General features: G+C 71.0%; 14 protein-coding genes. 6 read left to right on the top strand and 8 right to left on the bottom strand.

Annotated elements, in window-relative coordinates; genetic code table 11:
- Positions 1 to 6: 6 nt before the first annotated feature.
- Positions 7 to 720, bottom strand: a complete 714-nt coding sequence (locus D5H75_RS31160) for an ANTAR domain-containing protein (RefSeq protein ID WP_119930154.1) — start codon at positions 718 to 720, stop codon at positions 7 to 9.
- Between the two features lie 268 nt (positions 721 to 988).
- On the opposite strand from D5H75_RS31160, the gene D5H75_RS31155 reads away from it, so the two are divergent.
- From D5H75_RS31155 to D5H75_RS31145, 3 genes are all read left to right on the top strand, one after another.
- On the top strand, positions 989 to 2,530 hold the full coding sequence (locus D5H75_RS31155; protein ID WP_119930153.1) for a radical SAM protein: 1,542 nt from the start codon (positions 989 to 991) through the stop codon (positions 2,528 to 2,530).
- 18 nt (positions 2,531 to 2,548) lie between these two features.
- Positions 2,549 to 3,454 (top strand): hypothetical protein, encoded by a 906-nt coding sequence (locus tag D5H75_RS31150; RefSeq protein ID WP_119930152.1) that lies wholly within the window; start codon positions 2,549 to 2,551, stop codon positions 3,452 to 3,454.
- 219 nt (positions 3,455 to 3,673) lie between these two features.
- Complete coding sequence (locus tag D5H75_RS31145; RefSeq protein ID WP_119930151.1) at positions 3,674 to 4,483, top strand: SAM-dependent methyltransferase; 810 nt, start codon at positions 3,674 to 3,676, stop codon at positions 4,481 to 4,483.
- A gap of 155 nt (positions 4,484 to 4,638) precedes the next feature.
- Here the strand turns inward: D5H75_RS31145 and D5H75_RS31140 are convergent, their stop codons facing one another.
- The gene (locus D5H75_RS31140) at positions 4,639 to 5,802 is read right to left on the bottom strand and encodes a hypothetical protein (protein ID WP_119930150.1); all 1,164 of its coding nucleotides are present in this window, start codon (positions 5,800 to 5,802) and stop codon (positions 4,639 to 4,641) included.
- A gap of 128 nt (positions 5,803 to 5,930) precedes the next feature.
- Positions 5,931 to 6,656, bottom strand: a complete 726-nt coding sequence (locus tag D5H75_RS31135) for a hypothetical protein (protein ID WP_119930149.1) — start codon at positions 6,654 to 6,656, stop codon at positions 5,931 to 5,933.
- A 563-nt stretch (positions 6,657 to 7,219) separates the two neighbouring features.
- On the opposite strand from D5H75_RS31135, the gene D5H75_RS31130 reads away from it, so the two are divergent.
- Positions 7,220 to 7,753, top strand: coding sequence for a hypothetical protein (locus D5H75_RS31130; RefSeq protein ID WP_119930148.1), 534 nt, complete (start codon positions 7,220 to 7,222; stop codon positions 7,751 to 7,753).
- 319 nt (positions 7,754 to 8,072) lie between these two features.
- Here the strand turns inward: D5H75_RS31130 and D5H75_RS31125 are convergent, their stop codons facing one another.
- The gene (locus tag D5H75_RS31125; RefSeq protein ID WP_147425321.1) at positions 8,073 to 9,602 is read right to left on the bottom strand and encodes an MFS transporter; all 1,530 of its coding nucleotides are present in this window, start codon (positions 9,600 to 9,602) and stop codon (positions 8,073 to 8,075) included.
- A 77-nt stretch (positions 9,603 to 9,679) separates the two neighbouring features.
- Here D5H75_RS31125 and D5H75_RS31120 point away from each other — a divergent pair, with 77 nt between their 5' ends.
- Complete coding sequence (locus D5H75_RS31120; RefSeq protein ID WP_119930146.1) at positions 9,680 to 10,570, top strand: sigma-70 family RNA polymerase sigma factor; 891 nt, start codon at positions 9,680 to 9,682, stop codon at positions 10,568 to 10,570.
- A gap of 397 nt (positions 10,571 to 10,967) precedes the next feature.
- On the opposite strand, the gene D5H75_RS31115 is transcribed toward D5H75_RS31120, so the two are convergent.
- The gene (locus D5H75_RS31115; RefSeq protein ID WP_242454636.1) at positions 10,968 to 11,420 is read right to left on the bottom strand and encodes a MarR family winged helix-turn-helix transcriptional regulator; all 453 of its coding nucleotides are present in this window, start codon (positions 11,418 to 11,420) and stop codon (positions 10,968 to 10,970) included.
- A gap of 94 nt (positions 11,421 to 11,514) precedes the next feature.
- Here D5H75_RS31115 and D5H75_RS31110 point away from each other — a divergent pair, with 94 nt between their 5' ends.
- A complete protein-coding gene (locus D5H75_RS31110; RefSeq protein ID WP_119930145.1) occupies positions 11,515 to 12,354 on the top strand; it encodes an alpha/beta fold hydrolase in 840 nt (279 codons plus the stop codon).
- Positions 12,355 to 12,604: 250 nt separating this feature from the next.
- Here the strand turns inward: D5H75_RS31110 and D5H75_RS31105 are convergent, their stop codons facing one another.
- The 3 genes from D5H75_RS31105 to D5H75_RS31100 are packed head-to-tail and all read right to left on the bottom strand — an operon-like array spanning position 12,605 to position 13,980.
- The gene (locus D5H75_RS31105; protein ID WP_277949990.1) at positions 12,605 to 12,976 is read right to left on the bottom strand and encodes a recombinase family protein; all 372 of its coding nucleotides are present in this window, start codon (positions 12,974 to 12,976) and stop codon (positions 12,605 to 12,607) included.
- An 18-nt stretch (positions 12,977 to 12,994) separates the two neighbouring features.
- Complete coding sequence (locus tag D5H75_RS43640; RefSeq protein WP_242454634.1) at positions 12,995 to 13,336, bottom strand: hypothetical protein; 342 nt, start codon at positions 13,334 to 13,336, stop codon at positions 12,995 to 12,997.
- Positions 13,333 to 13,980 (bottom strand): phosphotransferase, encoded by a 648-nt coding sequence (locus D5H75_RS31100; RefSeq protein WP_242454633.1) that lies wholly within the window; start codon positions 13,978 to 13,980, stop codon positions 13,333 to 13,335. The genes D5H75_RS43640 and D5H75_RS31100 overlap by 4 nt, the downstream gene beginning before the upstream one ends.
- Positions 13,981 to 14,079 lie beyond the last annotated feature (99 nt).

Below are 14,079 nucleotides of genomic sequence, written 5' to 3'. Positions count from 1 at the left end.
CGCCCCTCAGCTCTCATCGGTCATCTCCGGGGCACGCGGCATCCTGCGGCGGGAGACGATCTCGCGTGCCAGTTCGCTCACCGATCGGCCGTGCAGGTAGGCGTAAGCGCGCAGCCGTACGCGCGCCTCGGCCACCTCCAGGTCGAACCGGGCGGCCAGCATGCCCGACGCCTGGTGCACCACCGCCGGAAACCCGTACGGCGGCTCATCCAGACTCAACCCCGCCAGCACACTCGGATCGGGATGAGCACGGAAGACCAAGTCCGCCGCCAGCTCGGCGAACGCCGCCACCTCGCCCACCAGCTCCCCCAGCGGCGGCCCCGGGACACACCAATACAGATCCAGCGCCCCGAGCCGGACCCCGCTCGCCTGCACCGGCAATGCCAGCAACGCCCGCGCCCTAGCGGACGCGACCAGCGGCACGAACCCCGGCCACCGCTCCCCCTCAGCCCGCAGATCCGGCACCAGCACCGGCTCCAGCCCCGCATAGGCGTCCGCGCACGGCCCCTGCCCGACCGTCAACTGCGCCTCCTCCACCAGCACGGCCACCTCATCCGACGCGCACGCCAGCTCACGCAGCCCCGGCCCGCACACCAGCGTCAGCCCATACCCCTCCGCCCCCACCCGGGCCGCCGCCACCGAGCACACCACCTCCAACGACACCGGTCCGCCCCGCGCCGCCGCAGCCGCCAGCCGCCACGCACGCTCCCGATGCTCCATCTCCCCGGCATACCCCCCACGACCTCGCCGAAGCGAAGCTGCTGATCGAGGAGGTCAGCCCTGGTCGGCCTGGCCGGCGCCGGGCGGGGCACCGCGTCTACCGGGCGTTCGGCGTCCGGCTCACGTACCACCCCGACCCCATCGCCGCCGCCTTCGATCATCCCGACGGAGTAACGGAACGTGTTCGAGGTCGTGGCGGACCTTGCCTGCAAGCGCGGGGCGTTCACGGGCAGAGGGGTACCAGCCCCAACCCAGAGAGCGATACCCGATGATCGAACACCAGATGCTGGCGGCGCTCGCCCGGCTGGGCGTGGCCCGGATCCACTCCGTGCGCGCCGGCCACGCCTGCAACTCCTCCAGCACCCACTCGATCGTGCTCCTGCCCCCCGGACAGGAGCACTCGGCCGACCAGGGCCTGGAGCCGGGCGAGGAGTACTTCGGCGACCACCCCTTCCTGGCCGCCGGCGGGGAGGCCAAGCTCCGCTACTACAGCGCCGTCCTGGCCGGCCTGAACGAGCCCGAGGCCCGGCGCGTGGCCGACCACGTGCTCGAGCGGGCCGGACTGGATCGCGCCGCGGACTGCTCGGGCCTGTACGACGACATTCTGCCGAGGCCGCGTGAGCGCTGGACCGGACGGCTCGACCAGGAGTTCCTGCGCGAGCTGGCCGTGTTCCTGGACCAGCCCGGCGTGGCCATCGTCGGCTCCGGCGACGGCCACGACCCGCACCACGACCCGGCCCAGATCGCCCTGTACGGCGTGCTGCGGCCCCGCCGCGAGGTCATCACCCGCAAGGACGTCGACCCCGTCACGGGGGAGTCCTGGTGGGTGATGTACGACTCGGCCGACGGGACGCGGGTGCGGTTCAGCCTCGATCTGGACGCCATCCGCGCCGGCAGCGTCCCGGACGGGTACCGGCACACGTTCGGCGGGTACGTGCCGAGCAGGTCACCCTTCCCGGAGCTGGTGGACGTCAAGCTCACCGACCGGTGCCCGTACGAGGCCGACTGCGGCTTCTGCTACATGGCCTCGACCGTGGCCGGCCAGGAGGGGCGGCCGCACGACATCGCCAAGATCCTGGACGTCCTGGCCGGCATGGGCGTGTTCGAGGTGGCCTTCGGCGGCGGCGAGCCGACGGCGATGCCGCGGTTCGGGCAGATCCTGGCCGCCACCCGCTCCCGCGGCATCACGCCGAACTTCACCACGAAGAACTACGGGTGGCTTCGCCGGCCGGACAAGGTCGAGCAGTGGCTCGGGCAGGCCGGCGCGGTCGCGTTCAGCGTCAACAGCATCGCGGAGGCGCAGCGGTTCGTCTCCTGCCTGCAGGACTACCAGCGCAATGTCAAGGACGAGGTCACCGCCCGCGGGCAGCGGCTGGGCGAGATCACCGTCCAGACGATCCCCGAGGTGGCCGGGCCGCAGACCCTGCGCCACATCCTGAGCCAGGCCAAGGGACGGTTCCGCGTCACCTTGCTCGGCTACAAGGCCACCGGTCGCGGCCGGGACCATCCGTCCTCCCGCGGGCGACGCCCCGGCTGGTGGATCGACACGGTCCAGGCGGCGGGCCTCACCTGTGTCGGCATCGACACCGTGCTCGCCGCGCAGTCGCGCGAGCAGCTGACGGCGGCCGAGATCCCGTCGTGGATGTTCCAGACCGAGGAGGGCCGGTTCTCGGCCTACGTCGACGCGGTCACCGCCCGCATGGGCCCCTCCTCGTTCTGCCCGCCGGAGCAGATGAGCGCGCTGGACCTGAGCCGGCCCACGGCCGAGCTGATCGACCGGTTCGCCGGCGTCTACCGCGCGTTCGCGTGAGCAGGGAGGGCGACCACCATGGCGTTGGTGTGGGAGAGCGATCCCGATGAATTCACCCTTCCGCTGCGCTGGCTGGGGCCCCTGCCGGTCACGCCCCTGACCGGTCGCGCCTGGACCGTCCACCGCGACGGCTGCGCCGGGCGGCCCGGGACCCGGGTGGCGGACCTGCCCGACGGGGCGCTGCTGGCCGGCTGCTGCGTCTGCGCCTCGGCCGCCGCCCTGCGGCGGCTGGAGACGACCGTCACCCTCTGGCGGCTGACCGCCCCCGAGCACCTGGATGAGCTGGAGTGGGCTCCCAGTTCCGGGATCGTGCACTGGGTCCCCGACTGGCACCGCCTGCTCCCGGAGTCCGAGCGCGAGCGGAACTATCTGCTCGGCCTGCAGGAGGAGGCCCGGTCCCTGACCGGCGCGCTGCGCGAGCTGGGACCGGGCGTGGCCGAGGAGTTCGACGCGGCGGCCGCCCGCTGGACCGCCGGACTTCGCCGGCAGGCGCTCACGCGCCTGGACGCCGCCACCGCCTACACCCCCGGGCCGCAGGCGGTCCCGGTGGCCGTGGAGTGGGACGGGCTGGGCCTGCTCAAGCTGGACCGGCCCCGCCGAACCCGGCCACTGGCCGTGCACGTCTCCGTCGACGCCGCGACCGCGGCCGCCGTCATGATGGTCGAACCTCAGGACCTGGCCGCCTACCTGAACGAGAACGCCCTGACCAGGTCCTACGACCGGCGGCAGGACCGGTGGGCCGACACCCCGGCGTACCCGGGAGTCACCTCCCTGGCCGACCTGGATCCCCGGATATGGCGGTCGGAGCAGACCTGGCAGCTCGCGCTGGCCGCCCACACCCCCTCGGGCAGCCACCCGGACGGCCTGGCCCGCCTGCTGGCCGCGGTGCACGCCATCGTGAACCCGAGCACCGCCGCCCCCTGATCAGGGCAGGCGCACGCGCCGCCGTACGGCGATGAGTTCCCGGTCGGTCGAGCCAGACCGACCGGGATACGCCGTTTCGCGGCCCGTGCCCGGTTCAACGCCCGGCAGCGCCGGGCGTTGAACGCGTTTTCCGGCCGACTCCCTGACGGGGGGCGACACCGGCCGTATGATCACCCCGTCAGCTTCCCCGACACATCCCTCATGAGCGGATATCCCTTTATGGATCAGGACGCACCCGCCGGGATCGACCCGACCACTCCGAACATCGCCCGCGTCTACGACGCGGCCCTCGGGGGCAAGGACAACTTCGCGGTGGATCGCCAGATGGTCGAGCTCGGACGGCAGGTCGCCCCCGATGCCCCGGACACCGCCCGCGCCAACCGCCAGTTCCTGCGCCGGGTCGTCCGCGAGCTGGCCGCGCGCGGGGTCGAGCAGTTCCTCGACATCGGCTCGGGCCTGCCGACCGTGGGCAACGTGCACGAGGTCGCCCAGGCGGTCAACCCGCACGCCCGCGTCGTCTACGTGGACTTCGACCCCGTGGTCCTGGCGCACGGCCGCGCCCTGCTGAGCAATGACCACACGACCATCGTGACGGCCGACGTGCGCGATCCGGACCTGCTCGGCCACCCCGGGATCACCTCGCTCCTGGACCTGCGGCGGCCGGTCGGGCTGCTGATGTTCGCCATCCTGCACCACCTGGACGACGACGAGGACCCGGGCGGCATCGTCGCCCGCCTGCGCGACTCGCTGGCCCCCGGCAGCCACCTGGCCATCTCCCACTTCCACCTGCCCGTCGAGACGGCCCCCGAGCTGGTGCCCGAGATCCAGGAAGGCGAGCGGCTCTTCAACGCCACCCTCGGCACCGGCCGCTGGCGTACCCGCGCCCAGATCACCGAGTTCTTCGGCGACTTCGAGCTGCTCGACCCCGGCGTGGTGCCCGTCAACGACTGGCGCCCCGAGGGGAACGAAGTGAGGCTCTTCCCGCCCACGCACCACGGCATCGCCGGCGGCGTTGCGCGCAAGCACTGAACATCCCGAGCCGGGCAGCACCGATGGGGTACGGCGCACGCCGTACCCCATCGGCCCGGCGGGCACGAGTGAGCCCTCGCCGATCTCGGCGAGGGCTCACTGGCGCGCCCGGGAGCCGAGCACGGCTCGCGGGCGAAGGAGGGGCTTCTCCCGGCTCAGCTGCCGGTGAGCGCGTCGGCGGCACGCGCCACCTGCGTGGCGTGGGGGCCGCACAGGTCCGCGCACCAGGCGCGCAGGTGCTCCTCGCGGGGGATCGTGTTGTCCAGGATGGTGATCATCCACCCGGTTCCCCACCAGGCCGCGGCCTCGGCGCTTTCGTCCAGGACGCCGGCGACCGCCTGCGCGCTCACCCGGCGCCAGTCGTGCCCGCGCAGGGCGCGCGCGGCGGCGGCGAGCGGGGCGGGTGGGCGGGGGCCGGTGACCGCGGCGGCGATCTGGTCCGGGGCCATCTCCCGCAGGGCGTGGCCGAAGTCGCTCAGGTCGGCGCGCACGCGATCGTGGCCGGGCAGGAACGCGGGCGCGAAGTGCACGAAGGCCTCCCACACCTCGGCGCAGGCCTGCTCGGCCAGTGTCCGCTGCCGCTCCCGCAGGTCGGGCAGGGGCACCGAGATCCGGGAGATCCGGCGCAGCGCGGAGGCCAGCGACAGCCGCCGCACCAGGTGCGCCAGGTCGATCTCCGGTTCCGCGCGGGCGCCCATCGCGCGCGCGAGGCTGGCGTTCAGGCGGGGGCCGAGCAGGTGCAGGGCGCCGTGCCTGCCCGCCGTGTCCGAGTCGCCGCCGTCGTCCGCGCCGATGAGGAGCGGGAGCGCGCCGCCGCTGGGGGTGAGCACGGTGTGAAACCGGCCGGAGCGCGTGACCGCCACCGCGATCTGCACCGCCGCGGCGCCCGCGGCGTAGGTGTCCACGACGTCCCTGGTGTCGGGGGTGCCCTGGACGACCAGGATGAGCGCCTGGACGCGCGGGTCGTCCACGTCGGTCCCGATCAGCGCCTCGTCCCAGGGGTCCGGGAGCGGGCCATGGTGGCCGATGGCGATCGCGTAGCGCGGGCCGGCGCCGGGCGGCAGGTGCTCGGCCAGGGCGGCGGGGGAGGACAGGGTGAACAGGTGCGGAGGGTGGTCCGTGCCGAGCCGCCGGGCCAGGTGCGCCAGCAGCACGCGCCAGAACCGGTCGCCCCGCGGCCCCGCCGGGAACCCGTCGGGGTCGAACTCCGGCATGGGCGGCGCAGGCCCCAGCTCGGCGTCGAGCGCGGCCAGGACCTCCGTGTCCGGGCCAGGGCCCGGACGCGCGCCTTGGGTGTCCTTGTCGTCGTCAGCAGGCATGAGCCGTCCGTTCCTTGGCATCGGTTGTAGCAGGGCCGACCGTCACCGCCATGGCGGCCGCGGCAACATCTGCCCGGGGGAGGAGGTGGGGTGGGACCGCAGAAGGCCCGGCGGGCCGGGCCTTCTGGTCACGCGTCGGGCCGCTGGTCCTCCAGGGCGGGAGGGCTGCCGCCGTAGAACTGGCACATGTCGGTGATCTGGCGTCTGCGGACGCGTTCGAGCGCGGCGACCACCTCCGGGCCGAGTTCCTCGTACAGGTCCTCGGCGCCCTGGCTGGAGGTGAGGGTGCGGACCAGCATGCGGTACGCCTGCCGGTTCAGCGTCGCCCGGTCCCAGGCGCCGATCGCCAGGAACAGCACGCCGTGGTCGGCGGCCTCCTCGGCCAGGACCATCTGCAGGCCCGGGCTCAGCGCGTCCGGGTCGAACTGGTGCAGCAGCCCGGTCACCAGGCCGGACTCGTCGGCCAGCTTGCCGAGGTCGACGATGGCCGAGAACAGCTTGTCCTCCACCGATCCCTTGGCGGACTGCGTCTTGACCTCGAAGGCCACGTTGACGCGTCCCTTGCTGGTCTGGATCCCCGGGACGGGCAGGCCCTTGATGTGGACGCCCAGGTCCACCTCCTGGGCGCGCCCGGAGATGCGCCAGTACTCCAGCGGGGGGTGGGCGATGGGTGTCAGCCCGAGGGAGCGTAGGTAGCTCGCCGCGTCCTTCTCGGTGGTACGGCCGTTGCGGCAGGCGATGTGACCGCCCTGGAGCGGGCCGCCTTGCGCGGGGTGGGCGCGGCGGGCCGGGGCGGGGATCGGCCGCGGTGCCGCCGTACGGGGGGAGACGGTCCCGGCGGGGGAGCTCGTCACGTGTTCCTCCTTCGTCAGCCAACCCGCGCCGCCCGGTTTCCGGGGGCGGGGTCGTCGTGAAGAAGGCCGCGGTTGCGCAGAGGGGGACCGACCGCACCGCGGCGGCGGTCGTCCCGTCCTGCGTCCGGTGCCGGCGCCCGCTGCTCGGAGAGGCGGGCGCGGCAGGCGGGCCGGAGTCCGGCGGCCGCCTGCGCGGATGGTTTGCGGACGGACTCACAGGTCGTGAGCGCGCGTGCCGGGCACCGTCGTGGCGTCGCGACGCCCGGGAAGCGCGCCTCATTCGGGACCGTTTCGAATCTACTTTGTAAAGGCGGGTCCTCGATTCGAAAATGATCATGAGGTATTCACTCGGAACGACCAAACGAGCAAATCTTCAGCAACGCGAGACCCGATGCGGGGTCGTTCCTCGCGCCGGCCAGGGCTTTTCGTGGGACGCCGAAAGGCCCTGGGCGAAGCAGCATGGTCTGCGCTGCACTTGCCTGGAAGCCACGACGCAGGAGGGGCAAGCGATGCGCACATCGACAGCAGGAACGGGAGCGCGCCGGCGGCGGGGGATGGCGGCAGTGGTCGCGGCCGTGGCGCTGGCCGCGACGGGGGTGATGGCCGCGGGGCCCGCCCACGCCGCCGACTACGACGGGCGGCTCCCGTCCGCGGTACCGGGCTGCGGCAGCAACGTGCGGGCGACGACCACCAACCAGGAGGCGTACGACGACACCATCTCGCTCTACGCGAACGGCGTCTACTACGGCTGGGCCGAATGGCGGGTCGGCACGTCCGGCATCTGCAAGAACTACAAGTGGATCCGGTTGCACCTCACCCGGGCGGTCGACTCCACCTGGACAAGCCCGTTCGGGATCAGAACGGTGGACATGCAGCCGGGGGACAACCGGTCGACCAGTCTCGACATCGGGAGCCGCGGGGCCGGAACGGTCGACAGCGAGGTTCTGTGGGCGCCGACGGTGCCGCTGATGTCGCACCTGCTGGGGATCGTCAACACGCCCGGCGCGGAGGCGTACATCAACTACTCGCGCGGCGGGGGCCCCGCCCAGAGCTTCTGGACCTGCCCGCCGTCCCAGGCGGGCCGCTGCGGCCGCTGACCCCAGGGCGGCGGGCAGGGCCAGGGCGTGGCGCTGGCGGCCATCTTGGGGGGCGAAAAGGGGAGGCGGAAGGTGGGATCGGATTCACTGGGCTCGACGGCCTGTTTCGTCAGGACGGACACGGGTTCTGATGGGATCCCCTGGGGGGCGTAATCAGCCGATTACGCCCCCCAGGGCCCGAGGCAAGTCTGTGGATCAGGCTCTCATCGGACAGTCCTGCGGAGATGTTTCTCGTGGCACACGCCGACCTCGCCGATGACGACGACCAGTTGGGCGACCTTGAGTCGGGCTCGTGGAGCCGGCGCTGCGTTGAGGTGACTCACAGCCTCGGCTCCGCCGCCTCGGCCGCTCCAGTGGCTGCTGTCGGTCTTTTGAACGCCTGTAGTGATATCCACACGGCGACCAAGAAGCTCGCGACGCAGACGCCGAGAGCGACGTGGTAGCCCACTTCGAACGCACTGCGCGCGGTGGTCTCCATGTAGGAGGGGACTCCGCGGAGGTTCCCGGTGGCGATGGAGCCAGAGGCGGGGTGCATGCGCCCGAATCGAGATCCAGCCCAGGTGTGGTGGGTTGCCGCCGCGCCGATGGCGCCGACAAGCGCGAGTCCTGCGGCGGTCCCGAGCTGGCGGGAGGAGTTGAGCACGGCAGAGGCGGCACCCGCGACAGGTCCGGGAATGTCGCGCATCGCCACGTGCGTGATCCCGGGAACCAGCAGTCCGAAACCGGCTCCGGTGACCAGGTATCCCATGCCCGCAGCGACGAATGGGGTTGTCGGCGTGAGGATGCTCAGTGCCGCCACACCGAGAGCCCCGGCCGCGCAGCCCGTGGTGACGATGGCCCGTGGCGTGAAGCGTTGGCTGACTTTGCCGGCCATCTGCGCGGCGACCAGGAACGGGGCGTTCATCAGCAGCCACGACAAGCCGGTGTGAAGTGCGGACCAGCCCAGAAGGTTCTGGAACATCAAGGTGACGTAGTAGAGCGTGCCGCTGAAGGCCACGTAACTGGTGAAGTAGATGGCGCAAGCACCGATGAACGCTGAGTTGCCGCGTACGGCTCTCGGCACCAAGGGCTCGCTGGTGTGGCGTTGCCATTGCGCGAACGCTGTGAGGACGAGTCCGCCGACGATGAGCGGCACCAGGGTTCGGGCTGGGTCCCAGGGGGTGTCGGTCGCGGTGATCAGTCCGAAGGTGACTGACGCCAGCCCCGCCGACGCCAGCAGGACACCCGGCACGTCGAGCGGCCGCGGTTGGGTCGTCGCGGCGACGCGCGGGACCGTCAGGGCGATCAGGGCGACCGTGACGACGATGATCGGAAGGTTGACCCAGAAGATGGTTGACCAGCCGGAGAATGACAGCAGTAGGCCGCCCACGATCGGGCCCGCGCCGAAGCCGATCCCGCCGATCGCCGCCCACCAGCCGATCGCGTGACCGCGCTGTTGCGGCGGGTAGGTGTCCGCGAGGACGGCAAGGGTGAGCGCCAAGATGGCCGCACCCCCAACACCTTGACCGACGCGCGCGCCCACGAGCGCGGCCGGGTGGGGTGCCAGCGCGGCCGCCGCAGAGCAGAGGCCGAAGACGACGAGCCCGCCCAACAGGACCGGCCGGTGGCCCAGCCGATCACCGAGTGCGCCCATCAAGGGGATCAGCGCAGCCAGCCCAAGAGCGTAACCGCTGATGATCCATTCCAACGCGCCGGGAGCCGCCCGCAGCTCATGCTGGATCGTCGGAAGAGCGACATTGACGATGGTGACATCGAGTTGGATCACAAAGCCGGCCAGGCACAACGCCAGCAGCGCGATACGTCGTCGCTGTCGGGCATCTATGGTTGGCCCTGAATGGGTCGGGGACATCACATCGTGCTCCTGTCACGTTCTCGCTGATAGGCGTGTCACAGGCACTGACACCCCGCAACACGAGGACGTGACCGATGGACTCCCCTGAACAACTCAGCCGACACTTCGAGGGCAACCGTCAACGGCTGACCGCGCTGGCCTGCCAGATCCTCGGCAACAGCGCCGATGCGGAAGACGCCGTCCAAGATGCCTGGGTCCGTCTCAGCCGCCCCGGCGCGACAGACGTCGCCGCCATCGCCAACCTCGACGGGTGGATGACCACAGTCGTCTCACGGACTTGTCTCAACAAGCTCAGGGCCCGAGCCGCGCGTCCTGAAAGTCCGACAGACGCGACCGGGCCGCGACTCCGGCTCCGGCCGGATCAAGCCCTGGGCCCAGAGGATCAAGCTCTCCTCGCCGAACAGGTCGGTCTGGCGCTCCACATCGTCCTGGAAAGCTTGGCGCCACCCGAGCGCCTTGCGTTCGTGCTCCACGACTCCTTCGGGATGCCGTTCAGCGAGATCGCCACCGTGCTCGGGAAGTCAACTGAGGCGACCCGCAAGCTCGCCAGCCGCGCCCGGCGACGAGTGCATGCCGTCGATCCGGCCGAGATTGAGACCAACCCCGCCAATCAGCGCAGCGTGGTCAACGCCTTCTTCGCAGCGACCCGCGACGGCGATCTCGACACCCTTCTCACTCTGCTGCATCCCGAGATCACATTCCACGCCGACGGCGGTGCCACCAGGCCTGCGGCGACCGCCACGATCCGCGGACCGCAGAACGTGGCGGAACGGGCGGCGACGTTCGCCATCCCAGACGCCACGTTCCAGCCGATCACGATGAACGGCAGCGCCGCCGTCATCGTCTACACCGACCAGCATCCCGTCTCGATCATGGCCTTCGTGATCTCTCACCACCAGATCATCCAGATCTACTCACTCCTCGACCAGGCACGAATCGACCAGTTGATCAACACCCCCGGATAGGGCAGCAGTCCAGCGCAACCAAGACCCCGGCATGCCCCGCTCACTCAGCTACTCAACCAATGTCCGGGTGGCGGTGGCGGAGGGCGGGGATGTCGGCGCGCCATGGTCCGCGTTGGGCGGTGAAGGCCCGAGTGGCGTCCTTGCTCAGGTTCAGCCGCTCGCCGGCGACCTGCTGGTAGGTGATCTGGCGCCCGAGATGCCGCTGATCAGGTGCACGGCGGCCTCCGTATGGGCGCCTCCAACGCCACTCAGCTGCTGCGCCTACTTTGGGGCTGGGGTCAGCTTCGGGAGCGCTTGGTGAGAAGGCGCCGGCCCTTCACGGTCGGCGGCGGCCGCGATCCGCACGGCTTGGCCGGCGCGCTCCCCCCTGTGGTTCAGCAGCTCGGCCGCGTGGCGCTCAGTCGCGCAGGCGGCTGAGCGCCTGGGGAGACAGGTTCCGGGCGAGTTCCTCCAGGAGGGCGATGATCTCGGCGATCCTGTGCGGGTCGTCGATGGCCAGCGCTTTGGCCAGGGCCGCGTCGATGGAGGTCGAGCGGACCTGCTCCACGCGGCTGGAGATCTCCGGGGCGGGTTGGATGCAGAGTCGTCGGCGGTCGCGGGCATCGGGTTCCGTGACGACGGCACCCGCCTCCCGCAACCGGGCAACCGCCGCCGACACGGCGCTCTGAGGCAGGCCGGTGCGGGTGACGATCTCGCTGATCGCGCTGCCGGGATGCGTGCGGATGTCGCTGACCACGATCAGCACGGTCCGGGCGCTCCCCGGCTGGTCGCCCAGCCCCTCGGTGGGCAGGGCCTCTTCGCCGATCTTCATCAGGGTGCGCCCCAGAAGGAACAGGTCCACTCCGTTCACGTGATCGAGATTACATCAAAAGAGATGCATCAGGATTGATGTATCAACAATGATGGAATACGGTGATCGCGAACCAAGGCGAAAGGACCCTCCCATGACCACGACAACCGGCTCCCTGGCTGTCCCGGGCGCCAGCCTCTACTACGAGATGCGCGGCGACGGCCCCACGCTGCTGATCTCCCAGAGCGGCGAGGGCGACGCCGGACGCAGCGCCGATCTGGTCGATCAGCTCGCCGGCGCCTGCACCGTGATCACCTACGACCGGCGCGGCCTGTCCCGCAGCACCCTGGACGACCCCAGCAGCGGTGTGACGATGACCGAACACGCCGACGACGTCCACCGGCTGCTGGCCGCGGTCACCGACGAGCCGGCCGCCATGCTGGGCTGCAGCCTGGGCGCGGTCATTGGCCTCCATCTGGCCGTCCGGCACACCGGGCAGCTCAGTACCCTCATCGCGCACGAGCCGGTCGCACCCCGCCTGCTGCCCGTTCCGGACCGGGCCCGGCATGAGGCCGAGCTGGCCGAGATCCAGCAGCTCTACCGGGAGGAAGGGCTCGCGCCGGCACTCAAGGCGGTCGCCGAAGTCCTGGGCATCGACCCGGCCAGCCCCGACGCCGAGCCCGACCTGACGCCGCAACCCATGACCTCGGGGCGGATCGCCAACTTCGGCTTCTTCATCGAGCATGACCTCACCGCCCTGATCAACGACACCCTGCCGGTCAACGCACTGGCGCACACCCCTACCCGCATCGTTCCCGCCGCCGGCCGTACCACCCCGCGCACCGTCTTCGACTACCGCTGCGCACAGGAACTGGCCGCGCTGCTCGGCGCCGAGGTCACCGAGTTCCCCGGCGGCCACAACGGGAACACCACCCACCCCCGCGCCTACGCCGTCCAACTGCACCAGATCCTGCAAGCGGCGAAGGCTGGCTGACGCTCAGGGCAGCAGTACGCCAACGCGCTTGACCGTGCGGATCACCGCGGCGGTCACGACTCGCACCCCTCCCGGGGAGCCGCCCGCCCGGTCAGGGGGTCCCATGGCATCTTCCGAAGATCTACCACATTCGCCTGAGCAGCGGTTGTAGCGGCGCGTGGGCCTGGCCGGGCACGACGAGCACCGCCACACCGTCCGCTCGATGATCTTCGATGGCTGCGGCGGGCCGCCAGGTAGGGTTGGCGTCGGTCTACCTCGGTTCTTCGGGGCCTTGGATGATGCGGTGGATGGTGGAGCGGCCGACGCTGCATTCGGTGGCCAGGTCGGCCAGGGAGACCTCGCCTTCGGCGTAGCGGCGGCGGATGGAACGCCGGGCGGGCGCGGGGAGTTTGGACTGCTCGCCCTTGAGCTTGCCGTTCTTCTTGGCCCGGGCCATGCCCGCGCGGGTGCGCTGGTGCCCGATGTTGGCCTCGAACTCGGCGACCATGGCCAGGGCCTGCAGGAACAGCCGGCCGACCGGGTCGCTCCAGTCGCAAATCGAGGCGCCCATGCCGAAGCTGGCCCTCCGCCGCCGAAGCCGGCCCCAGCCCCAAGGTAGGTCTTGATGGCACCGTGGTGCCATCAAGACCTCATAGCGGTCTCACGGTAGGAGCGCCAGGGCCTGCTCGGTGTTGTGCTCGGCGATCGACTGCATGAACGACCGGTCGGGGAAGTCTCCGTCGAGGAGGCGCAGCGGACCGGCCACCAGTGACAGGCGCATCGCGAGCATGAACAGATCGAGGCGTTGCGGATCGAGACCGGGCTGGGACAGGGCCGCGTATCGCTCGCCGAAGCGGAGCCGGAGGAAGACGTGCTCCCACTCCACGTCGAAGTACATCAGCCCCTCGATGTCGATCAATACGGCGTGCCCGTCACCGTCGACCAGGACGTGGTCAGGACCCAGCTCTCCGTGGATCAGCCCGTACTCCTCGCGCGGGGTCACCCGGACAGCCAGTTCCCGCAGCCGGTCGCCCAACGCGCCGGCCGCTGCCGCGATCCTGCCGTCCCGTCCGCCGCCTCCTCCAGGTCCCGCAACGCACGTTCGAGCACCAGAGCCTCACACGAGGCGCCACCCGCTGTGACGCCCTGCTCCAGCAGGTCCACCCGGCCATACCGGGGGGAGTGGTGGCGGTGCATCACCTTGAGCGTCCCGGCGAGGTCGCCCAGGGCGGCCGCCGCACGCGCGGGATCGGTGTCGAAGAGCCCCTCGAGCGGGCCGCCACCGACGTCCTCGACTACGGCGACGTCCGCCCGGTAGCGGTGCCGGCGGTCATCGGTCAGGAATAGTCGTGGAACCCGCACCCCAAGTCTGTTCAGGCTCCGCTGCGCGGCCAGGAAAGCTAGCAGGCCGGACGCCGGCGCAAGTGGGTCGGCGGTGCCGACCTCTTGCGCGGCAGGCCAGAAGTTCTCCGTCTCGGCCCAGCTGTACACGACCACGCTCGCCACGCCAGCTCCATCAACGCGGACCCGGTACACGCCCTTCTTGCTACCCCCGCGCAACCGGTCCACCGCGGCAACCCGGCACCCCGAACCCAACGCCTCACGCACAAGTCCGGACAGGTCTTCGATCTCGGCGAATCTCCGCATCCCCACAACCTAATGAAGACGTCGAGACGCCGACGTACCACGATCGCGCTGCCACGCCTTCGCAGGGGTGTCGGGATCAGAGCAGCTGTTCCGGGAGAC

The sequence above is a fragment of the Bailinhaonella thermotolerans genome (genome assembly GCF_003594875.1).
Lineage (GTDB): Bacteria > Actinomycetota > Actinomycetes > Streptosporangiales > Streptosporangiaceae > Bailinhaonella > Bailinhaonella thermotolerans.
This window is presented reverse-complemented; position numbering and strand designations above follow the sequence as displayed.

Coding starts and splice junctions, on each gene's coding strand:
- D5H75_RS31160 (WP_119930154.1), bottom strand. CDS start 720: ATGGAGCATCGGGAGCGTGCGTGGCGGCTGGCGGCTGCGGCGGCGCGG.
- D5H75_RS31145 (WP_119930151.1), top strand. CDS start 3,674: ATGGATCAGGACGCACCCGCCGGGATCGACCCGACCACTCCGAACATC.
- D5H75_RS31110 (WP_119930145.1), top strand. CDS start 11,515: ATGACCACGACAACCGGCTCCCTGGCTGTCCCGGGCGCCAGCCTCTAC.
- D5H75_RS31140 (WP_119930150.1), bottom strand. CDS start 5,802: ATGCCTGCTGACGACGACAAGGACACCCAAGGCGCGCGTCCGGGCCCT.
- D5H75_RS31120 (WP_119930146.1), top strand. CDS start 9,680: ATGGACTCCCCTGAACAACTCAGCCGACACTTCGAGGGCAACCGTCAA.
- D5H75_RS31105 (WP_277949990.1), bottom strand. CDS start 12,976: ATGGCACCACGGTGCCATCAAGACCTACCTTGGGGCTGGGGCCGGCTT.
- D5H75_RS31125 (WP_147425321.1), bottom strand. CDS start 9,602: ATGTCCCCGACCCATTCAGGGCCAACCATAGATGCCCGACAGCGACGA.
- D5H75_RS31150 (WP_119930152.1), top strand. CDS start 2,549: ATGGCGTTGGTGTGGGAGAGCGATCCCGATGAATTCACCCTTCCGCTG.
- D5H75_RS31155 (WP_119930153.1), top strand. CDS start 989: ATGATCGAACACCAGATGCTGGCGGCGCTCGCCCGGCTGGGCGTGGCC.
- D5H75_RS31100 (WP_242454633.1), bottom strand. CDS start 13,980: ATGCGGAGATTCGCCGAGATCGAAGACCTGTCCGGACTTGTGCGTGAG.